General features: G+C 64.8%; 24 protein-coding genes. 11 read left to right on the top strand and 13 right to left on the bottom strand.

Annotated features, from left to right (window positions below; translation table 11 throughout):
- Positions 1 to 3: 3 nt before the first annotated feature.
- The 7 genes from BLT16_RS02675 to BLT16_RS02645 all read right to left on the bottom strand — a co-directional run bounded on the left by BLT16_RS02675 (position 4) and on the right by BLT16_RS02645 (position 6,883).
- On the bottom strand, positions 4 to 792 hold the full coding sequence (locus BLT16_RS02675) for an L-iditol 2-dehydrogenase (RefSeq protein ID WP_089656986.1): 789 nt from the start codon (positions 790 to 792) through the stop codon (positions 4 to 6).
- Complete coding sequence (locus tag BLT16_RS02670; RefSeq protein ID WP_089656985.1) at positions 789 to 1,496, bottom strand: HAD family hydrolase; 708 nt, start codon at positions 1,494 to 1,496, stop codon at positions 789 to 791. Before BLT16_RS02670 ends, BLT16_RS02675 begins: the two co-directional genes overlap by 4 nt.
- A complete protein-coding gene (locus BLT16_RS02665) occupies positions 1,493 to 2,656 on the bottom strand; it encodes an ABC transporter ATP-binding protein (RefSeq protein WP_089656984.1) in 1,164 nt (387 codons plus the stop codon). Before BLT16_RS02665 ends, BLT16_RS02670 begins: the two co-directional genes overlap by 4 nt.
- A gap of 12 nt (positions 2,657 to 2,668) precedes the next feature.
- Positions 2,669 to 3,487: a carbohydrate ABC transporter permease gene (locus BLT16_RS02660; protein WP_089656983.1), complete on the bottom strand. Its 819-nt coding sequence runs from the start codon at positions 3,485 to 3,487 to the stop codon at positions 2,669 to 2,671.
- Positions 3,488 to 3,502: 15 nt separating this feature from the next.
- Positions 3,503 to 4,390, bottom strand: a complete 888-nt coding sequence (locus BLT16_RS02655) for a carbohydrate ABC transporter permease (RefSeq protein ID WP_089656982.1) — start codon at positions 4,388 to 4,390, stop codon at positions 3,503 to 3,505.
- A 68-nt stretch (positions 4,391 to 4,458) separates the two neighbouring features.
- A complete protein-coding gene (locus tag BLT16_RS02650; RefSeq protein ID WP_089656981.1) occupies positions 4,459 to 5,769 on the bottom strand; it encodes an ABC transporter substrate-binding protein in 1,311 nt (436 codons plus the stop codon).
- 163 nt (positions 5,770 to 5,932) lie between these two features.
- Positions 5,933 to 6,883 (bottom strand): sugar-binding transcriptional regulator, encoded by a 951-nt coding sequence (locus BLT16_RS02645; protein ID WP_089656980.1) that lies wholly within the window; start codon positions 6,881 to 6,883, stop codon positions 5,933 to 5,935.
- A 115-nt stretch (positions 6,884 to 6,998) separates the two neighbouring features.
- Between BLT16_RS02645 and BLT16_RS02640 the strand changes: the two genes are divergently transcribed.
- Positions 6,999 to 7,754: an SDR family NAD(P)-dependent oxidoreductase gene (locus BLT16_RS02640; RefSeq protein ID WP_089656979.1), complete on the top strand. Its 756-nt coding sequence runs from the start codon at positions 6,999 to 7,001 to the stop codon at positions 7,752 to 7,754.
- A gap of 1 nt (position 7,755) precedes the next feature.
- Here the strand turns inward: BLT16_RS02640 and BLT16_RS02635 are convergent, their stop codons facing one another.
- On the bottom strand, positions 7,756 to 8,688 hold the full coding sequence (locus BLT16_RS02635) for a LysR family transcriptional regulator (RefSeq protein WP_089656978.1): 933 nt from the start codon (positions 8,686 to 8,688) through the stop codon (positions 7,756 to 7,758).
- Positions 8,689 to 8,847: 159 nt separating this feature from the next.
- Here BLT16_RS02635 and BLT16_RS02630 point away from each other — a divergent pair, with 159 nt between their 5' ends.
- Genes BLT16_RS02630 through speB form a run of 7 tightly spaced genes read left to right on the top strand, consistent with a single transcriptional unit; the run spans position 8,848 to position 14,994 of the window.
- Positions 8,848 to 9,678: a transporter substrate-binding domain-containing protein gene (locus tag BLT16_RS02630; RefSeq protein WP_089656977.1), complete on the top strand. Its 831-nt coding sequence runs from the start codon at positions 8,848 to 8,850 to the stop codon at positions 9,676 to 9,678.
- A gap of 60 nt (positions 9,679 to 9,738) precedes the next feature.
- A complete protein-coding gene (locus BLT16_RS02625) occupies positions 9,739 to 10,395 on the top strand; it encodes an amino acid ABC transporter permease (protein WP_089656976.1) in 657 nt (218 codons plus the stop codon).
- Positions 10,396 to 10,418: 23 nt separating this feature from the next.
- A complete protein-coding gene (locus tag BLT16_RS02620) occupies positions 10,419 to 11,117 on the top strand; it encodes an amino acid ABC transporter permease (RefSeq protein WP_089656975.1) in 699 nt (232 codons plus the stop codon).
- A complete protein-coding gene (locus BLT16_RS02615; protein ID WP_089656974.1) occupies positions 11,104 to 11,934 on the top strand; it encodes an amino acid ABC transporter ATP-binding protein in 831 nt (276 codons plus the stop codon). Before BLT16_RS02620 ends, BLT16_RS02615 begins: the two co-directional genes overlap by 14 nt.
- A 43-nt stretch (positions 11,935 to 11,977) precedes the next feature.
- Entirely contained in the window at positions 11,978 to 12,697 is a 720-nt protein-coding gene (locus BLT16_RS02610; protein WP_089656973.1) for a DUF1989 domain-containing protein, read from the top strand.
- Between the two features lie 10 nt (positions 12,698 to 12,707).
- Positions 12,708 to 13,979, top strand: coding sequence for a M20 family metallo-hydrolase (locus BLT16_RS02605; protein ID WP_089656972.1), 1,272 nt, complete (start codon positions 12,708 to 12,710; stop codon positions 13,977 to 13,979).
- A 22-nt stretch (positions 13,980 to 14,001) separates the two neighbouring features.
- Positions 14,002 to 14,994, top strand: coding sequence for an agmatinase (gene speB / locus BLT16_RS02600; RefSeq protein ID WP_089656971.1), 993 nt, complete (start codon positions 14,002 to 14,004; stop codon positions 14,992 to 14,994).
- Here the strand turns inward: speB and BLT16_RS02595 are convergent.
- A complete protein-coding gene (locus BLT16_RS02595; protein ID WP_089656970.1) occupies positions 14,976 to 15,533 on the bottom strand; it encodes an NUDIX hydrolase in 558 nt (185 codons plus the stop codon). The two genes, speB and BLT16_RS02595, sit on opposite strands and share 19 nt — an antisense overlap.
- Positions 15,534 to 15,619: 86 nt before the next feature.
- On the opposite strand from BLT16_RS02595, the gene BLT16_RS02590 reads away from it, so the two are divergent.
- The 3 genes from BLT16_RS02590 to BLT16_RS02580 are packed head-to-tail and all read left to right on the top strand — an operon-like array spanning position 15,620 to position 17,272.
- On the top strand, positions 15,620 to 16,273 hold the full coding sequence (locus BLT16_RS02590; RefSeq protein WP_089656969.1) for a CoA pyrophosphatase: 654 nt from the start codon (positions 15,620 to 15,622) through the stop codon (positions 16,271 to 16,273).
- Positions 16,274 to 16,278: 5 nt separating this feature from the next.
- Positions 16,279 to 16,611 carry a hypothetical protein gene (locus BLT16_RS02585; RefSeq protein ID WP_089656968.1) on the top strand — a complete coding sequence of 111 codons (333 nt, stop codon included), beginning with the start codon at positions 16,279 to 16,281 and terminating at the stop codon, positions 16,609 to 16,611.
- 7 nt (positions 16,612 to 16,618) lie between these two features.
- Positions 16,619 to 17,272 (top strand): 2OG-Fe(II) oxygenase, encoded by a 654-nt coding sequence (locus BLT16_RS02580; protein WP_089656967.1) that lies wholly within the window; start codon positions 16,619 to 16,621, stop codon positions 17,270 to 17,272.
- Between the two features lie 9 nt (positions 17,273 to 17,281).
- On the opposite strand, the gene BLT16_RS02575 is transcribed toward BLT16_RS02580, so the two are convergent.
- The 4 genes from BLT16_RS02575 to BLT16_RS02560 all read right to left on the bottom strand — a co-directional run bounded on the left by BLT16_RS02575 (position 17,282) and on the right by BLT16_RS02560 (position 20,552).
- Entirely contained in the window at positions 17,282 to 17,722 is a 441-nt protein-coding gene (locus BLT16_RS02575; RefSeq protein ID WP_089656966.1) for a YtoQ family protein, read from the bottom strand.
- 57 nt (positions 17,723 to 17,779) lie between these two features.
- On the bottom strand, positions 17,780 to 18,760 hold the full coding sequence (locus BLT16_RS02570) for a lipid A deacylase LpxR family protein (protein WP_089656965.1): 981 nt from the start codon (positions 18,758 to 18,760) through the stop codon (positions 17,780 to 17,782).
- A gap of 24 nt (positions 18,761 to 18,784) precedes the next feature.
- A complete protein-coding gene (locus BLT16_RS02565; RefSeq protein WP_089656964.1) occupies positions 18,785 to 19,540 on the bottom strand; it encodes a MipA/OmpV family protein in 756 nt (251 codons plus the stop codon).
- An 88-nt stretch (positions 19,541 to 19,628) separates the two neighbouring features.
- On the bottom strand, positions 19,629 to 20,552 hold the full coding sequence (locus BLT16_RS02560) for a LysR family transcriptional regulator (protein WP_089656963.1): 924 nt from the start codon (positions 20,550 to 20,552) through the stop codon (positions 19,629 to 19,631).
- Between the last annotated feature and the right edge of the window lie 156 nt (positions 20,553 to 20,708).

The following is a 20,708-nucleotide window of genomic DNA, read 5'->3' as shown; positions in this document are numbered from 1 at the left end:
GGTTCAGCTCATCCAGTTGCCGCCGTCGACGTTCAGGGTCTGCGCCACCACGTAGTCGCTGTCGTCGCTGGCCAGGAACAGCGCCGGACCCACGTAGTCTTCGGGACGTCCCATGCGCCCATAGGGCACCGCCTCCCCCACCAGGCGCTTCTTTTCGCCCAGCGGCCGGCCTTCATAGCGTGCGAACAGCGCATCGACCTCGCCCCACATCGGCGTGTCGACCACCCCGGGGGCGATGCCGTTGACGCGAATACCGTGCTTGATCAGGTCCAGCGCGCAGGACTGGGTGAGGCTGATCACCGCCGCCTTGGTGGCACAGTAGGTGCTCACCAGCGCCTCGCCGCGGCGCCCGGCCTGGGACGACATATTGATGATCGCTCCCCCCTTGCCGCGGGCGACCATCGACTTGGCCACCGCCTGCAGGGTGAAGAACAAGCCTTTGACGTTGACGTTGAACTGCTTGTCGTAGCTGGCTTCGGTCACCTCGAGTACCGGCTGCATGTCGAACAGCGCGGCGTTGTTGACCAGGATGTCGATGCCACCGAAGCGCTCGCTGACCTCTGCCACCATGGCCTCGATGGCCTGATGGTCGCAGACGTCGAGTCGCACTCCCATCAGCCGCGAACCGGACTGGCCATCGCCCTCGAGAGTCGTCAGCGCAGCATCGATGGCGGCCTGGTCGATGTCGGCGATCACCAGCTTGGCGCCCTGGGCCAGGTAGCCTTGTGCGATGGCCAAACCGATCCCGCGGGCACCACCGGTAATCACCGCAACCTTGTCCTTGAGTTTCATAATGGGTTTCTCCTTGCAGGAATGCTTGTGCCGGCACTGCACCAATCGCTGACCAGGGCGGCCAGTTGTTGCATATGGTCGATTACCCGCCAGGCACCAGCGGCATTCAGCCGCGCGGCCTGCCCCGCCTCGATATGACTGGCACCGATGAAGCCCACTACGGTCATGCCGGCGGCGTGGGCCGCGGTAACCCCGGCGACGCTATCCTCGATCACCAGGCACTGCCCGGCGTCTACCCCGAGCCGCGCGGCGGCCAGGCGGTAGAGGGCCGGGTCGGGCTTGGGTCGCGCAACCTCGTCGGCAGTGAAGATCGGCGCCTCACCGAGCAACGCTGCCAGCCCGGTCGTGGCCAGCGAGGCCTCCACCCGCTGGCGACGGCTGTTGGACACCACCGCCTTGGGTAGCGGAATCGCGGCAATGGCCGCTGCCACACCGGGCACGGCTTGCAGCTCCTCGGCCAGACGCCCCTCGATGGTGGTATCGACTCGCTGGGTGGCATCAACGGGCAGCCGGTGGCGACTCTGCGACTCGAGGTGACGCAGGATATTGGCGGTGGTCATCCCCAGCGCCTGGCGCAGCACCGCCTCGGTCGCCAAGTCTGGCAGCCACTCATCGAGCAGCTCGATCAGCGTCGCCTCGGCGATCGCCTCGCTGTCGACCAGGACCCCATCGCAATCGAAGATCAGGGTCTGTGCGGCGCTCATGCGTCGTCCTCGGGGCGTGCGCGGCTGTTTTCGGAGCGCTCACGGCTGTCCTGACGCACCAGGCGCGACAGCGGATGGCGCTGCAGGCTCTCCAGCGCCAGCCCTTCGGCATCGAACAGATGCGCCCGCTGCGGCTCGAAGCCGAAGCGCACGAGGTCATGGACGCGATGTTCGACATCGCCATCGGCCATCAGGGTGATCAGTTGCTCCCCCATCTTCAGATAGAGCGAGGTCTGCCCACCCAGCCGCTCGAGAACCTGGATGCGCCCCTCCAGCGGCCCCTCGTCATCCAGCACCAGGTGCTCGGGGCGGATGCCCAGCTCGAGTGGCTCGCCACCGCTCAGGCCCTCTCCCTTCACTGGCACCTTGCGTTGGCCACCACCGGGCAGCTGTACCTCGACGCCATCACTGTCAGCGGCACTAGCGGTCACCGGCAGGAAGTTCATCTTCGGCGAGCCGATGAAACCGGCGACGAAGCGATTGCGCGGATGGTGATAGAGCTCCATCGGTGACCCCACCTGCTCCACCTCGCCCGCCTGCAGCACCACGATCTTGTCGGCCATGGTCATGGCCTCGATCTGGTCGTGGGTGACGTAGATCATGGTCGCGTCGAGCTCTTCGTGGAGGCGCGCCAGTTCGATGCGCATCTGCACCCGCAGCGCAGCATCGAGGTTGGAGAGCGGCTCGTCGAACAGGAAGATGCTGGGATTGCGGACAATCGCACGGCCGATCGCCACGCGTTGCCGCTGGCCGCCGGAAAGCGCCTTGGGCTTGCGGTCGAGCAGCGGTTCGAGCTGCAGGATCCTGGCCGCCTCGCGCACCTTGTCGCGACGCTGCGCCTTGCCGACGCCGGCCAGGCGCAGGCTGAAGCCCATGTTGTCCTCGACGGTCATGTGCGGATAGAGCGCATAGCTCTGGAACACCATCGCCAGGCCACGGTCGGCGGGACCGACCTCGTTGATGCGCTCGCCGTCGACGACGATGTCGCCGGAGGTAGCGCTCTCGAGCCCGGCGATGATGCGCAGCAGCGTCGACTTGCCGCAGCCCGAAGGGCCGACGAAGACCACGAACTCGCGGTCGTTGACCTCCAGGTCGATGCCCTTGAGCACCTCGGTGTCATCGAAGCGTTTGGCGACTTGCGTGAGTTGTAGGGTAGCCATGTGAATCGTCCTTTACTTGACGGCGCCGAAGGTCAGGCCGCGCACCATCTGTTTCTGGGTCAACCAACCGAAGATCAGGATCGGCGCAACCGCCATGGTCGAGGCCGCCGACAACTTGGCCCAGAACAGGCCTTCGGGACTGGAGAACGAGGCGATATAAGCGGTCAGCGGTGCCGCCCGCGAACTGGTCAGATTGAGGCTCCAGAAGGCCTCGTTCCAACTCAGGATCACCGATAGCAAGCCGGTTGAGGCGATCCCCGGCAGGGTCAGCGGGATCAGCAGGAAAAGGATCTCCTGGTGGGTGCTCGCACCGTCCATGCGACCCGCCTCGAGGATGTCCTTGGGCAGATCCTTGAAGAAGGTGTAGAGCATCCAGATCACGATCGGCAGGTTCATCAGGGTATACACGACGATCAGGCCAATGCGCGTATCGAGCATGCCCAGATCACGGAAGATCAGGTAGATCGGTACCAGCACGCCCACCGGCGGCAGCATCTTGGTGGAGAGCATCCACAACAGCGTGCCCTTGGTGCGCTTGGTGGGCAGAAAGGCCATCGAGTAGGCCGAGGGAATGCCGATCAGCAGCGCCAGCAGGGTCGAACCGAAGGCCACGTAGACGCTGTTGAGGGCAAAGTGGAAATAGTTGGCACGACTCTGGATGGCGGCATAGCTTTCCAGCGTCGGGGTGAAAAACAGGGTCGGATCGGCGATCGCCTGGGCTTCGGTCTTGAAGCCGGTGAGGAACATCCACAGGATCGGGAAGAAGATCACGAAGGTGATGCTCCAGGCCACCACGGCCAACACCAGGCGCTGTGTACGAGAAGTATTCATTAGCGGCTCCTAGCGTCAGTCTTCGAGATTCTTCGCGACCATGCGAATCAGGAAGATGGCTACGATATTGGCCAGGATGATGGCGATCACCCCACCCGCGGAGGCACCGCCGACGTCGAACTCCAGCAGCGCGCGTATATAGATCAGGAAGGCCAGATTGGTGGTAGCCAGCCCGGGTCCACCGGAGGTGGTGACATAGATCTCGGCGAAGATGGTCAGCAGGAAGATCATCTGGATCATGATCACCACGCTGATGGCGCGCTTGAGGTGCGGCAGGGTGATGAAGAAGAACACCGCCACCGGGCCGGCGCCGTCCATGCGTGCCGCCTCGACCTGATCGTCGTCCAGCGACTGCATGGCGGTCAGCAGGATCAACAGCGCGAACGGCAGCCATTGCCAGGCGACGATGATGATGATCGACAGCAGCGGGAAGGAGGAGAACCAGTCTATCGCCGGCAGCCCAAACAGCCCGGTGAACCAGGCCAATACGCCATTGACCGGGTGCATCATCATGTTCTGCCAGATCAATGCGCTGACCGTAGGCATGATGAAGAACGGCGAGATCGCCAATACCCGCGCCACGCCGCGGCCGAAGAAGTCCTGCTGATAGAGCACTGCCAGCAGCGTGCCACCGATCACCGAGATCGCCAGCACCGAGCCAACCAGTACCAGTGTCGTGCCCATGGCCCGCCACAATGCCGGGTCGGTGAGCAGGTATTCATAGTTTTCCAGGCCGGCGAACTGCTCCATGCCCGGCATCAGCAGGTTGTAGCGCTGGAAGGAGAACCACAGGGTCATGCCCAGCGGAATCAGCATCCAGATCAGCAGCAGCGTGACGGCGGGAGCCTGAAGCGATAGCGAACGCAGGCCGCCTACGGTGCGCCCGGAAGTTCGAGTACGCATGGTATTACCACTCGGGGTTGAGACACGGAGGTCGGCCGGGGGTTACCCGGCCGACTCGGGACCGACGATCAGTCGTAGTAGCCCGCCTGACGCATGGCGCGTTCGGCGCTGCGCTGCGCGGATTCCAACGCCTGCTCGACCGGCATTTGCCCGGTCAGCGCCGCGGCGATCGACTGGCCGACCTGCGTGCCGATGGCCTGGAACTCGGGAATACCGACGAACTGCACCCCGGTATAGGGTGACGGCTTGAGCGTCGAATCGGTGGGATCGGCATTCTGCATCGCCTCGAGCACGAAGCCTGCGAATGGAGCCGCCTCGATGTAGCGCTCATCCTCATAGGTCGAGGCGCGGGTGCCCGGCGGTACGCTGGTCCAGCCCTCGGTCTCGCCGACCAGTTCGATGTACTCCTGAGACGTGGCCCAGGTGATGAACTGCTTGGCGGCGTCCTGCTCCTCCGAAGAGGCTGGGATGCCTAGCGCCCAGGACCACAGCCAGTGCGAGCCTTTCGGTGTTTCGGCCACCGGCGCCTGAGAGAAGCCCAGCACGTCGGCGACGTCGGACTCGCGCGGATCATAGATACGGCCCGCTGCCGAGGTAGCGTCGATCCACATGCCACAGCGGCCGCTGGAGAACAGCGCCTGGTTCTCGTTGAAGCCGTTGGAGCTGGCACCCGGCGGACCATAGTTGTTCATCAGGTCGACGTAGAAGCTGATCGCCTCCTGCCACTCCGGAGAGTTGAGCTCGGGGTTCCAGTCCTCATCGAACCAGCGACCGCCAAAGGTGTTGACCAGGGTCGAGACGAACGCCATGTTCTCGCCCCAGCCCGGCTTGCCGCGCAGGCAGATACCATAGAGGCGGTTGTCAGGATCGTGAATCTGCCCTGCCCACTCGTACACCTCGTCCCAGCTCGGTTGCTCGGGCATCGAGATGCCGTGCTGCTCGAACAGGTCGGTGCGGTAGTAGAGCATCGAGCTCTCGCCGTAGAACGGCAGCGCGTGCAGGGTGCCATCGTAGCTCAGGCCATCACGCACCGGACGCAGCAGGTCATCGACCTGATACGCCTCGGGCAGGTCGTCGAGGGGGACCAGCCAACCGCGCTCGGCCCAGATCGGTGCCTCGTAGGTGCCAATGGTCATCACGTCGAACTGACCGCCGCCGGTGGCGATATCGGTAGTCAGACGCTGGCGCAGCACATTTTCCTCGAGTACCACCCAGTTGACGCTAATGCCGGGGTGCGCCTGCTCGAACTCGTCGGTCAGGCTCTGCATGATCACCATGTCGTTGTTGTTGACCGTGGCGACGGTGATTTCCTGGGCGTGGGATGCGGCTGAGACCGCCACCGCCAGCGTCGCCAATGGCAAGGCGTGGGAGAGTTTCATGGAGTGCTCCTTGGTAGCGCTTGGCATTGTTGTTTTGCTCAAGTCATTTTTGATCAAATTGATCATTGATCGATCAAATGATCGTACGCAAAGCCAAAAAAAGCAAAGGCGCGGAGCTTATACTTTGGGTGCATTTATGCAGTCCTGATCATGCTGTGATGCATCACGCGTGCTCGATGATATGGCGTGCCGCCAGCTGATCAGTGACCAGCCCCTTGAGCCATCCTCCACGCAATGCGGCCAGAATTGCCGGCCCCTTGGCCACGCCGCCGGCCAGCGCCACGATCGGCTGGGCGCGAAACATCTCCAGCGGCAGACTGGTGACACGCCGGGTGATCGAGCACTCGATCACCTCGCCGTCGGCGGTCATCGGCCAGCCCAGCAGCTCGCCCACCGCGTGTCTGCCAAGCAATTCGTCGAGCTCGTCCTCGGAGATGAAGTGGTCCTGGAACAGCGTGGCCTGACGGTCAATGCGTCCCACGCCAATGAACGCCGCCTCTGCTTCCAACGCCACCTGCGTGATGGCCAGGAACAGCGGCTGCTGCTGCAGCGAGGCCTTCTCCTCCACGCTGCTCGCCACCACCGGTGACGGCAGCAGGAAACGCTGGCCGCCGGTCTTGTCGGCCAGCACCATCACCCCATCGTAGCGGTTGGAGGAGCCATCCCGGGCGACGTTGCCAACCAATGAAACGAAACGGTGCTGAGGACGTTCGACGCGGCTAAGCGACTCCACCGTGGCGCGCACCGAACGCCCGGTGCCTAGCGACAGAGTCAGCGGGTCGCTGCGCTCGACCAGGCGCGCCACCCGCTCGGCGCCGGCCACTGCCAGATAATAGGCCGCCCCCTCCGGGGCGCTGGCCTCGGCGGGGACCACGTCACAGTAGTCCAGACCGAATCGCTCACGGATGGCGCTGGCCAGCGTCATGCAGGCGGCAATCGGATGGTCGATATGAACCTTGATCAGCCCCTCCTGACGCGCCAGCGCCAGCAGCCGCTGCACACCAGGGCGCGACACGCCCAGCTGGCTGGCAATCTCGTCCTGGGTGATGCCGCCAACATATGACATCCAGGCGGCTCGCGCCGCCTGATCCAGTTTCACCTCGAACTTGTCCACGGATCGATTACCCTCTAGGCCGGTGTAAGCGTTATCGTCATCATACAAAGCTGACTGGTATCCACAACGCGCCAAAGGTGCCAGGCACCGGCGCACCACCCACAAGGAGCCCTGCATGCCTATTGCCCTGATCACCGGCGCCACCTCCGGTTTCGGCCGCGCCACCGCCTATCGCTTCGCCGAGGCAGGTTGGTCACTGATTCTCACCGGCCGCCGAAGCGAGCGCCTCGCTGAGCTCGAGACCGAGCTCGGCGACAAGGTCGAGGTGCTTACCCTGACCCTCGACGTGCGCGATGCCGAGGCGGTCAAAGCCGCTATCGACGGCCTCGATGACGCGTGGCGCAGGATTACCTGCCTGGTCAATAACGCCGGCCTGGCCCTGGCGCTGGAGCCGGCCCAGCGCGTCGATCTCAACGACTGGCACACCATGATCGACACCAATATCACCGGCCTGGTCAACGTCACCCACGCCGCACTGCCGCTGCTGATCGACACCGGCAAGGGCGCCAGCATCGTCAATATCGGCTCGGTGGCGGGCAGCTACCCCTACCCCGGCAGCCATGTCTACGGTGCCACCAAGGCCTTCGTGCAGCAGTTCAGCTACAACCTGCGCTGCGACCTCAAGGGCAGTGGCGTGCGCGTCACCGACGTCGCCCCGGGCCTGGCCGAGACCGAGTTCATGCTGGTCCGCTCCAAGGGCGACGAGCAGGCCTCCAAGCAGCTCTACGCCGGCGCCAACCCGCTGCAGGCCGAGGATATCGCCGCCCAGGTGTTCTACGTCGCCACCCTGCCCGAGCACATCAATATCAACCGGCTGGAGATCATGCCCACCAGCCAGAGCTGGTCACCGTTCAGCATCGAGCGGGAGTGACTCAGGCCTCGGGGAACGTCTCGTCGACCCGATGTGCCTGCTGCCACAGCCGCGATACCAGCTCCTGAATGAAGTTGCGCACGATCAGTGCCGGCCGCCGCCCGGCGCGGGTCACCACGCAGAACGGCGAGGCGATCTCGACCTCGCCTGGCAGAAGGGCCTTGAGCTCGCCGCGGGCGACCCAGTGCTCGGCGTAGTAGTGCGGCAGGTTGCCGATGAAGTGACCGCTGAGGATCAGCAGCGCCTGGGCCTCCATATTGGAGGCGTGAGCGCCAACCGTCGCCTCGGGAAAGCTGCGCAGCTCCTGAAGGTTGGCGTATGGACGTACCACGAAGGGGTGTTTGACGATCTCCGCCACCGTCAGTTGCTCGGCCTGGCGTATGAAGAGTGGGTGGCCGCGCGCGCAGTAGACCCCATGCATTTCGGTGTAGACCTGACGATGCTGGAGCCCCTCCATCTGCGCGGTTTCCGGCAGGATGCCGAGCTGCACCTCGCCGTTGGCGATCTCGCCGATCAGTCGGTCGGGACTTCCTACGGTGATGTTGAGCCGCGCGCGGGGGTTCTTGCGCAAAAATTCGCCAATCACCCCCTGCAAGTCGAGCTCCTCGTCCATGATGGTGTTATCCACCACCCCTAGCCGCAGAGTGCCATAGACCGAGCTGCGCAGCTCGCTCATCTCACTGTCGAAATCATCCACCGAGGCCAGCAGCGCCTTGGCCCGCTCATGCACCACCGCGCCTCGCTCGGTCAACTCGAAGCCCTGGCGGCCGCGGCGGCAGACCGTGAAACCGACCCGCTCCTCGAGCGCACGAATATGAAAACTCACCGCCGACTGGCTCATGTGCAGCGCAGTTTGGGCGCCGGCGAAGCCACGATGCTCGGCGACCGCCAGAAACACCGACAGGCTCTTGAGATCCGCTGCTGACAGCTTCATCGGCATGACCTTCTTTAGTGCGCTAATACATCAAAAATATGGGTTTATACATCGAAAGATAGCAATTTTATTGCTGCGAGGCCTCTGCTTAACTCAAGGCGTACTCCCCGTTCGCTGCCCAGGCAGCACCGATGACCAGCAACAACAAGAGGGTCACTCATGAATCGCATCGCATCCATCACTGCAGGGCTGCTACTGACCACCGGCTTGATAGCGGGCAGCGCTCACGCTGACCTCCTTGAGACAATCAAATCTGACGGCGTCTTCACGGTAGGCACAGAAGCACGCTACGCCCCCCATGAGTTCATCGAGGATGGCGAGATCGTCGGCTACTCAGCGGATCTCATGGAATACATCATGCCCGAGCTCGACGGCGTCGAGCTGATCCGCATGGACCTGCCGTGGCAAGGCATCCTGCCCGGCCTTGAGCGTGAGCGCTTCGACTACGTGGTCACTTCGGTCACCGCCACCCCCGAGCGCATGCAGCGCTACCACCTCAGCGCACCCATCGCCGATGCCACCATGGCGATTCTCAAGCGCGCTGGCGAAGAAGAAATCGTCTCGCCGGAGGATATCGGCGGCAAGGTCGCCGCCGCCCAGGCCGGCTCGGCACAGCTCGAAGCGCTGGAGGCACTGGCTGCCGAGCTCGAGGAGGCCGGGACGCCGCTCGCCGACATTCGTACCTACACCGGCGTCGATGAAGCTTATGCCGACCTCGGCACCGGTCGCGTCGACGTGGTGATCAACAGCCTGCCCAACCTGCTCGAGGCCGAGCGGACTCGCCCCGATGTCTTCGAAGTGGTCGGCACCTTTGGTGAGCCGGTCTACTTCAGCTGGGCCGGCCGCCGCGACGAGGCCAGCGCCTCACTCAACGCCTTCATGGATGAGCAGATCCAGCGTCTCAATGAAGACGGCACCCTGAACGAACTGCAGGAAAAATGGTTTGGTGCACCCATGAATGTCCCCCTGGAACTGCCCGCTGCGGAGTAATCACGACCGGAGGGGCGGCTGCCTGCCGCCCCTCACTCCCTCCCCGCGAACAGGTGCCCCATGCTCGAGATCCTGCTCAACCACTACCCGGTGCTGATCAAGGGCCTGACCACCACCCTGGTGGTATCGCTCTCGGCCATTGCCCTGGGGCTGGTATTTGGCATGCTGCTGGCCTTCGGCCTGACCAGTCGCTACCGCTGGGTACGCTGGCCCTGCGGCCTCTACCGCAGCTTCTGGCGCGGCACACCGATCCTGCTGCAGCTGCTGCTGGTCTACTATCTGCTGCCGGAAATCGGCATCGAAGTGGCGCCGATCACTGCCGCCATCCTGACCCTGACGTTGAACACTACCGCCTTCCAGTCGGAGATATTTCGCAGCGGTATTGCGCACATTCCTACCGGCCAGATCGAGGCTGCACGCATGGCCGGCATATCGGCCTGGCAGACCCGCCGTCGCATCGTGATGCCGCAAGTTTTTCGCCTCACCCTGCCGCCGCTGACCAACGAGATCATCACCATTCTCAAGAACTCGTCGCTGATCTCGGTGATCGCCGTCACTGAGTTGATGCGCGTCAGCGAGCAGATTGCCTCGCGCACCTTTCAGCCTCTCGAGACCTATCTCGCCGCGGCCGTGCTCTATCTGGCGGTCAATCTACTGCTAGCCCGAATCAGCGCCCATCTGGAACGCCGCATGACCGGCGGCCTGGCCACCGAATAGGCACACCCCGAGGAGCTATCGTCATGTTCGATCTTGCCCTGCTCTGGGAGACCCGTGAGCTAATCCTGCAAGGGTTGTGGAACACCGTGTGGATTTGCTTCCTGGGCTGCCTGGTGGCAGTTTCGCTGGGCCTGGTGCTGGCCGCGCTGAGGCTCTCCAGCCCACGGCTCTTTGGCTACCCAGTGGCCTGCTATGTGGAGCTGTGCCGCGGCACGCCGCTGCTGGTGCTGCTGTTTCTGCTCTACTACGGCGGCCCCAGCATCGGCCTGCTGCTCGACGCCGAAATCGCCGGTGTCACCGGCATCGGCCTCTACGGCGCCGGCTATTTCGCCGAAATCTACCGCGGCGGTTTCAAGTCGATCCCCAAGGGCCAGCTCGAGGCGGCGCGGATGCTCGGCATCTCGCCCTGGCACGCCCTGACCCGCATCCAGATCCCGCAGATGCTGCGCCTGATCGTGCCGCCGGGCACCAACCAATTGATCATCCTGGTCAAGGAGTCGGCATTGATCTCGATCATCTCGGTGGACGACCTGACCAAGAACGCCACCACCATCGTCAATCAGACCTTCAATGTGATCGAGCCCTACCTGGCCGTCGCCCTGCTCTACTGGATGATCATCGAACTGATCGCCCGCGGCGGCTATGCGCTGGAGAAACGCCTGGCCAATCGCCAGCCGCGCCATGTTGTCCGTCAAGGAGAGTCCGCTCATGCCCATGGCTGACGCTGTCACCACGCCCACCACCACCCCGCACCAAACGCACGGCGAGCCGATCGTCGAGGCACGCGGTATCGGCAAGTCCTTCGGCGAGCTCGAGGTGCTGAGCGATATCGACTTCCGCCTCGAGCCGTCGGAAGTGGTCTGCGTGATCGGCCCCTCCGGCTCAGGCAAGTCCACGCTGCTGCGCTGCCTGGCCTTCCTCGAGCCCTACGACCACGGCAGCGTGTATATCGACGGCCAGCTGCTCGGCTACGAGGAGCGCGGCGGCATGCGCGTGCGTGCCCGGGAGTCCCGCGTCGACGCGGTACGTGCGCCGGTGGGCATGGTCTTCCAGCACTTCCACCTGTGGCCGCACCGTACCGCGCTAGAAAACGTCACCGAGGCGCTGCGGCTGGTCAACGGCCTGTCGCGCCGTGACGCCGAGGCCGAAGGCATGGCGATGCTCGAGCGGGTCGGCCTGGCCGAGCGTGCCGGCCACTTTCCCGAGAGCCTCTCCGGTGGCCAGAAACAGCGCGTCGCCATCGCTCGCGCCCTGGCCATGCAGCCCCGGGTGATGTTCTTCGACGAACCCACATCAGCCCTCGACCCCGAGCTGGTCGGCGAAGTGCTCGACGTCATGAAACAACTCGCCCACGACGGCATGACCATGGCCATCGTCACCCACGAGATGGGCTTCGCCGCCAAGGTCGCCGACCGCGTGGTGTTCATGGACCAGGGCCGCATCATCGAGAGCGGGCCTCCCGAGACGCTTTTCCGCACGCCCCGCAGCGAACGACTACAGCAGTTCCTCAACACCTGGCGCGAGCGCCATATCGACTGACGCCTCAGCTCAGCAGCTGACCGATCATCACAAGGAGAACACCATGAGCAGCAAGCCAACCTTCGACCACGCCCGCATCGAGCAGCTGCCGCGCAGCAACAGTGAACCTTGCGGCCACAACCACACCCTCGACACGCCGATCTCCGCCGACGGCACCCCGGTGCTCGGCGAGCGCTACGAGGTCGCCGCGCGCGGCGGCCGAGCGGTGCGCCTCAAGCAGGGCCAGACCATCCGCATTATCAACACCCACGGCACCCAGGTCTGCGACACTTGGGCCTTCAGCAGCGACAACCTCAACGAGTTCATGTCCTGGGAGCATGGCCGCGCCTGGCTCAGCGGGCTGATCCCCCAGGTCGGCGACCCGCTGATGAGCAATCGCCGCCGTCCGATCATGACCCTCACCGCCGACACCTCACCGGGCATCCACGACACCCTGATGGCGGCCTGCGATCTGTTCCGCTACATGACCCTCGGCGTCGAGGGCTATCATGACAACTGCGCCGACAACCTGCGCCTGGCGGTCAAAGCAATCGGCATCGACGCCCCCGAGGTGCCTCAGCCGCTCAACCTGTGGATGAACATCCCGGTCAACGACCAGATGAAGGTCGACTGGTGCCCGCCGGTCTCGAAGCCCGGCGACTACGTCGAACTGCGTGCCGAGATGGACTGCATCGTCGCCATGTCATCCTGCCCTCAGGACATCATTCCCATCAACGGTGAGGACTGCGTCCCCGTCGAGGTGCACTTCGAGGTTTACGAGTGAGGAGCCGCTGATGGCCATGCCAACCGATAGCAGCGATGCCAGGGCCGTTGGCGAGGCGGTAGACCCAACGCGCCTCGAACACGACCTGGCCCTTCTCGCCACCCTCGGTGCCCGCGATGATGGCGGCGTTGCGCGCCTGGCCCTCGATGCCAACGATATCCGGGCACGACTGTGGCTGGCCGAGCAGGCCGAGTCTCTCGGCGCCAGCGCCAGCGTCGATGCCATCGGCAATGTCTTTCTCGACCTGCCCGGCCGCGACCCGACACTGGCGCCAGTGGTCACCGGCAGCCACCTCGACAGCCAGCCCGCCGGCGGCCGCTACGACGGGGCACTAGGGGTGCTGGCCGGGCTCGAGGCACTGCGCGCCCTCCGTGATGCCGGCCTCTCACTGCGCCGACCTCTGTCACTGGTCAGCTGGACCAACGAGGAGGGGGCGCGCTTCGCCCCCGGCACCTCGGGCTCGGCGGTCTTCTGCGGAGTGCGCGACCTGAATGAGACCCGCGCTATCCGCGATGCCGCTGGCACCAGCTTGGGCAGCGCACTGGACGAGTGCCTGGCGGCGCTGGACGCAGCCGGCATCCCGCGCCGGCCACTGGCGACGCCGATGCACGCCTTCCTCGAGCTGCATATCGAGCAGGGGCCAATCCTCGAGCAGGCCAGGGTGCCGGTGGGCGTGGTCGAGGGCATTCAGGGCGTGAGCTGGTTCGAGGTGACGGTAACCGGCAGCGCCAATCACGCCGGTACCACGCCGCGGGCGCTGCGCCGCGACGCTCTCGAAGGCGCCTGCGCCCTGGCCGCCTCGTTGCGCGAGGCGGCCCGCGACGACGCCGACCAGGTGCGTTTCACCATCGGCACGTTCGAGGTCAGCCCCGGCGCAGTGAACACCATTCCCGAACGGGTCACCTTCAGCATCGACCTGCGTCACCCCGATCCCGCCACCCTGGATGCCTTGACCGCCAGCTTCCAACTGCTGGCCGGACAATCCTGGGCTGGCTGCCAGGCGACCCTCACGCCGCTGTCGCGTATCGCTCCGGTAGCATTCTCGTTGCCGCTGGTCACGCTACTCGACGACACCGCCCACGACCTGTCGCTCGCGGCACCGCGGCTGATGTCCGGCGCCTTCCACGACGCCATCCATCTAGCCGGGCACTGCCCCACGGCGATGCTGTTCGTGCCCTGCCACAACGGTCTGAGCCATCACCCCGACGAATATACCGAGCTCGACGATGCCGTGGCCGGCACCCGGCTGCTGGCCGCCAGCCTGGCGCGACTGTGTGCCTGAACCACCCTGCAAGGAGCCTTCAATGTCACGCCCGACCGATGCCACCCGCCGCAACCCCGCCACTGGGGAGCGCTACGCCCCGCACCTCGAGCCGCGCTACCGTGAGATCGCCACTTTCCTGCGTGCACCGCTGGTCGAGCGCCTCGACGCGCTGGATATCGCCCTGGTCGGCATCCCCTTCGATGGCGGCGTCAGCAACCGTCCCGGCGCCCGTCTCGGCCCGCGCGAGATGCGCAACCAGTCGAGCCTGATGCGCAGCATCCACCACGTGACCCGCCAGGACCCTTTCGCCCAGGCGAGCATCGCCGACATCGGCGACGTGCGGTTCTCCTCGATCTACGACCTTGAGCGGGTCTCCGACGACATTGCCGCCCACTACCGCGCCCTTCACCAAGCCGGGGTGATACCGCTCAGCGCCGGCGGCGACCACTCGGTAACCTACCCGATCCTGCGTGGCCTGGCCGCCGACGCCCCGGTGGGGCTGATCCATATCGATGCCCACACCGACACTTGGGACGCGTTCCAGGGCTCCAAATTCCATCACGGTGGCCCCTTTCGGCTGGCCTGCGAAGCCGGGCTGATCGACCCTAAACGCACCGTGCAAATCGGTATCCGCGGTGCCCAGAACACCGCCCAGGGCTGGGACTATTCCGACGCCAGCGGCATGCGGGTGGTGTTCATGGAGGAAGTCGAGGCGCTGGGCATAGAAGCGGTGATCGCCGAGGCTCGGCGAATAGTAGGTGATGGCCCGGTGTATCTGTCGTTCGATATCGACAGCGTCGACCCGGCCTTTGCGCCGGGCACCGGTACGCCAGAAGTCGGCGGGCTGACCAGCCTGCAGGCGCTGCAGCTGGTGCGCGGCTTCCGCGGTCTGCCGCTGGTCGGCGCCGACGTGGTGGAGGTGGCACCGCCGTTCGATCCGACTGGCAACACCGCGCTACTCGGCGCGACACTCATGTATGAGCTGCTATGCCTGCTGGCCGAGCGCTGTGCCGCTCAGGCCGAGCCGAAGTAGCGCTCGCGATCCTCGGCGGTGATGTCGCTGATATGCAGCGGATAGACGCCGTCGCGGCGGTCCTGGTAGAAGTGGCGCAGGGTGCGTTCGATGGTCGGGAAGGCGAGTTCGTCCCAGGGAATCTCATGCTCCTCGAACAGCGCCACCTCGAGACTTTCGGGACCGGCGTCGAAGCCGCCCTCGAGATCGGCGCGGAACATCATGTAGACCTGGTTGATATGCGGCAGGTTGATCATCGTGTAGAGGCCATGGATCGCCACCTCGGCACAGGCCTCCTCGCGGGTCTCGCGGGCGGCCGCCTCGACGGTGGTCTCGGCGTTCTCCATGTAGCCTGCCGGCAGCGTCCAGAAGCCCTTGCGCGGCGAGATGGCGCGGCGGCACAGCAGCACCTTGCTGCCGATCACCGGCAGGGTGCCGGCGACGATGCGTGGATTCTGGTAGTGGATGGTGCCACAGGCGTCGCACAGGTAGCGCGGGCGGTCGTCGCCCTCGGGGATCGCAAAGCGGACAGTCTGGCCGCAGTGGCTGCAGAAATTCATGGCTCTCCTTCATGGCGCGGGGGCGGAGCGCGCCTTGACGCCTGCGCGGGAGCTGGGTACAACACATGAAACCCAGCGGACACCCCATGTTAGAGAAACTGCGCGAGCGCCTGCAAGCACACCGCCCTCAACGCCTGAGGCTCGCCATGCCCGAGGCGGCGGTGCTGATACCAATCGTGACCCGGCACGAGCCAACGCTGCTGTTTACTCGACGCGCCGATCACCTCGACACCCATCGCGGCCAGGTGGCCTTCCCCGGCGGCAAGCGCGAAGAGCACGACCGTGACCTGCTCGACACTGCACTGCGCGAGTCGGAGGAGGAGATCGCCCTGCCCCGCGGCCAGGTCGAACTGCTCGGTCAACTCAGCGAAGTGGTCTCGCTGCACGGCCTCAAGGTTACGCCTTACGTGGGGCTGATCCCGCCGGACCTGCCGCTGACGCCGGACCCAAACGAGCTGGACGCGATATTCGAGGTGCCGCTGGCGCTGTTCCTCGACGACTGCCGCAGCCACACCGACGTCATTACCGTCGACGGCCGCCCCTACTACGTGCCCAGCTACCAGGCCCAGGGCCAGGTGATCTGGGGACTCTCGGCAATGATGCTGGTGGAGCTGCTCAGCGAGGGATTCGGCTGCCCGGTGAGCCTCGACCGCGCTCCCGACGGTGGCCCACTGCGCCATCGCCCACCCCGTCGCGGCCCGCGGCAGACCTCACCAACCACCCATTCTCGACAAGATTGAGCCGTATGACCCAAGTTGTGCTGATTAGCGTCGCCATTGCCGCCCTGCTGGTATGGTTCTTCATGCGTACCAAGGCCAAGGGCTTCCAGCTGATGCGCTGCGCCCTCTACCTGCAGAACCTTCAGGAAGTGATTGACGGCAATCCCGGCGACGACGACCTGGTCGTCACCCGGGAGCAGGCCGAGCAAGCCTACCAGGCCGCCCGCGAGGATTTCGCCGGCATGGCCACCCGCCAGGGGCAGGCCTACTGCGTGCATGTCACCCAGGCCCAGCTCAAACTGTATGGCAAGAAGCGTGTGATGCTGGCCCGTGCCCGCGCCCACGGCTTCCCGGAATGAAAACGCCATGAGCGGTCCCCCCGTCGTCGACCCGCGGCAGCTGGCGCCGCTGGTCGATGCACTGGTCGAGCAGGGCTGGTTCGTCGCCGAGGACGTCGTTGACGCCGAGCTGTGTCGGGCGCTGTATACCGAGATTATCCAGCTGGCAGAGAGGGACGCGCTGGCTGTCGCCGGTATCGGCCGCGGCAGAGAGCACCTCCTGCGCCGCGATATCCGCGGCGACGCCATCCATTGGCTCGAGCGCGAGAGCCCGGCCCAGCGCCGCTACCTCGCGGCCATGGGCGAGCTGCAGCAGACCCTCAACCGGGCGCTCTATCTGGGGCTGTTCGAGTTCGAGGCGCACTTCGCCCACTACCCACCGGGCAGCTTCTACAAGACCCATCTCGACAGTTTTCAGGGCCGCACCAATCGCGTGGTCTCCACGGTGCTCTACCTCAACCCTGAGTGGCCCATCGACGGCGGCGGTGAGATGGCCATCTACTCGAGCGACAGCACGCCCCGCGAACTCGCCCGAGTGCGCCCGGAGGCCGGCACCTTCACCTGCTTTCTTTCCGAGACGGTGCCCCACGAGGTCCTGCCGACCCGCCTGCCGCGGGCCAGCATCGCCGGCTGGTTCCGGCGTAACGCCTCGCTGGGCGGTCGCGTCGACCCGGCGCGGTAAGCGTAGACGTCAGGCCTTGAGCACGTAGCGCAGGATCTCGACCACCTGGTCGGTGGTAGTGGCCCACGCCATCGCCTGGGCGTCGACTTCCTTGAGCGGGTGCACGATGTCCTCGGCGTGGAGGGTCACGTAGGGCTTGCCCAGCGCCGCGCAGTAACCAGCGTCGAAGGCCGCGTTCCACTGCTTGTACTGGTCGCCGAAGCGCACCACCACCAGGTCGCTCTGCTCGATTAGGGTCTTGGTGCGGATCAGGTTGACCTTGGAGGACTTGTGATCACGCCAGAACTGGTGGCTATCCTCGCCGAGGTGGTCGCCGGCGGCATCGCTGGCGGCATGGTCGGTCACCGCTGAGGTAAATACCACGTCGAGACCTAGCGCCTCGGCGCCGCGCTGGATCTCATCGCGCCAGTCGGTGTGGATCTCGCCGGAAAGGTAGACGTAAAAGCTCATCAAAGGCTCCATGGCAACGCAAAAAGGTCGGCCATGATAGCCCAGCGAGACGGACGATCAAAAATCCCGCGACAGGGTAACGTTGCCGAACACGTCATGGCTGGTCTGGCCCTCGAACTCATGGCTACGACGCACCGCGGTGTAGCTCAGCTGCCAGGCGTCCCAGGCCAGCGCTGCCCCACCCACCAGATCGCCGACCCACTCGCGACGCTCCACCGAGTGGCTGCTCTTGACGGTATTGCCGTCGAGGGTCAGGTTGTGGGCCATGTAGTAGCCCTCGACGCTGGCAAATAGATACCAGCGCAGTCCCGAGCGCTGGGTGAACGCTTGGCGCCCGCCCGGGTTGGGGGTGACCGTAGGGATGCCGGTGGCATCGTCACCGAAACGCACCCCATAGCCGCCGCTGGCATAGGTGTAGAGGTTACCCAACGCCAGGCCTGCGCTTGGGCCGTGGGCCAGGGTCTTGCCGGCCAGTGGCGACTCATGCCACCACTGTCGTTGCAGCGTGGCGTTGACGATTGGTTCGTCGGCGAGTTGATTATCCCAGCCCCGCGGTCGATCGGCGTGCGAGAGCCGATGCGCCTCGCGCTGGATTCGCTCGGCCTGCGAGGAGCGCCCCACCAGGCCCACGTCGAGGTGCACGTCCGTGGCCTGACGCCAGTCACCACGCGCCACGTCTTCGTAGAACGACACCCCGCCCAACACCAGTCCGGCATAGGGGCGATCGTCCTCGATCAGCGCGCGCTGCTCGATGTCGTCGGGGGTATAGATCTGGTGAACCAGCCGATAAGCCACCGTATCGGCCTGGCTAATCAACGCCTCCGGTAGCACCGCGGCCACCCGTTGACTCCAGTGCTCCGCCTCAGGCCGAAAGGCCCAGTTGAGTTCGGCGCCGCTGGTGTAGTGGCCGTCGTCGCTGCTTGCCAGGAAGTCATTTTCGACCTTGAGGGTGAACGTACCGTCAGCAGCTACGGCCACCGCGGGTAGTACCGCCACGGCCGCTGTCGCCAGCCAGCAGCAGACATTGCGATGGGTCATGTCTCGATCCTTGAGCGCCTGAGATTAGAAGCGATAGCTGACAAAAGCGCCTGCCACCGGCTGCAGGGCATCGCCGAGATCGTCGACGATGGGACTGTCGGCGGCATCACCGGTCAAGTAGGTCACGCCAGCCAATGCGGTGAGCGACCAGGCCGGGGTCAGCGCATAGCTGATGGTCCCGCTCAGCCCATAGCGCAGATAGCCGCTGCCCGGTTCGTAGGCGGCCACTCCCGAGCGTGCACTGTCTTGTGCCGAGACGCCAAAAATCGCGCGCGTCCAACTCTCGCTCGAATAGCTCACGCTGGGCCCCAGGGTGACGAAGGTGCGCTCGTCGAGGGGCGCACGCCAGGTGGCCCGCGCCTGCCACTCCGAGCCGTTGATATCACCGCTCACGGCGGATTCGCCGGACAGGCTGTAGCGCCACGGTCCCTGATCGTAGCTGACGCGCAGCCCCAGGGTGGCGCCGCCGTCGACCTCCTCGAAGGCCGCCAGCTCACCGCGACTGTCGCGGCCAAAGGTATAGCCGAGATAGGGCGATACCACCCAGTTGCCCTCGCGAATGGCGTCCCAGCCCAGCCCTTCTCGGGGATTGAAATAGAACGCATCGCCGTAGCGCAGCTCCAGCGACGGCCAGGCCCGGGTGCGGAAATCGTCGCTACCCAGATACTCCGGCGTAACCAGCACCCCGGCACCAACGCTGCCCTGCCACGGGCTTTCCGCCACCGCTGGGGTCACTGCCAATCCTGTCACCAAGCCTAGCCACCATCCGCGCATTGCCATGTTTCTTCCCTGTGATCGACTTTTAAACATGCAAACATTTTTGATTGTATGTAATAAGGCAATCACTTAGCAAGCCAACGGATAATCGTCATCCTGCTTTGATCAGCCGCTGCAGCTCCTCCAGGTAGCCCTCCATTACCAGGTTAGGCGGCGCCGCCTTGCGGGTGATGGCGCAGTAGCGGGTCAAGTAGTGCCAGCGTTCGGGGTTCAGGGGGCGCATACGGTTATCGCGCACCCAGCGCTCGGCATAGTGGGTAGGCAAGTAACCGATGTAGCGACCGGAGAGAATCAGGAAGGCAATGCCCTCACGATCCGTCGCCGAGGCGGAGGCCTTGAGCGGCTCATGCAGCGCCTTGACCTCAGGTGTCTGGGCATAGGCGGGTACCACGGCATCATGCTCGGCCAGCTGCTGTTCCGGCACTGTTGCCACCTTGAACAGGGGATGGTCCGCCGCGCAATAGAGCTGCGAGTGCTCCTCGTAGAGGGAGAGGTAGTTCAATCCGGCCAGGGTCTTGAGCGCCGGAATCACGCCGGTGTGCAAGCGGCCATCCAGCACCGCCAGCTCGATCTCACTAGGGGGCATCATGCGAATATGAATATGCACTTCAGGCCCCCGCTCCTTGAGGGCGCTGAGGGCATGGGTGATATGCATCTCCGGCATGGTCACCAGGTTATCGGTGATGCCGATATTGAGCTCGCCCTTGAGCCAGGCGTGCAGGCCGTTGACGCGGGTGCGAAACCCTTCTACCGCGGCCAGCAGGCGCTGGGCCGCCTCGTAGACTTCTGCGCCCTCGTCGGTCAGCGAGAAGCCGCTGCGCCCGCGCTGGCAGAGCCGCAGTCCAAGCCGGGTCTCCAGATCGTTCATGGCCATGCTGATCGCCGCACGGCTGATATTCAGCTCCACCTCGGCGGCGGAGAAGCCGCCGCACTCCACCACCTTGCGGTAGATCCGCAGCAGGCGCAGGTCGGCATCACTCACTTGACCACTAAGGGCCGCTTTGCGCCTCGACATCGCTTCCTCCTCCTGCTCGACGGCCGTGGCCGTCGCGGAAAAAGTTAACCATACACTTGCATGAGCTTAAAAAAAGCTAGATTTAACTTATCACCGGCTAGGGCTAGGCTACCAGGCACGATGCCAACAATAGCGGCCACATACAGAGGGTACGGT

Source organism: Franzmannia pantelleriensis, from assembly GCF_900102875.1.
Lineage (GTDB): Bacteria > Pseudomonadota > Gammaproteobacteria > Pseudomonadales > Halomonadaceae > Franzmannia > Franzmannia pantelleriensis.
This window is presented reverse-complemented; position numbering and strand designations above follow the sequence as displayed.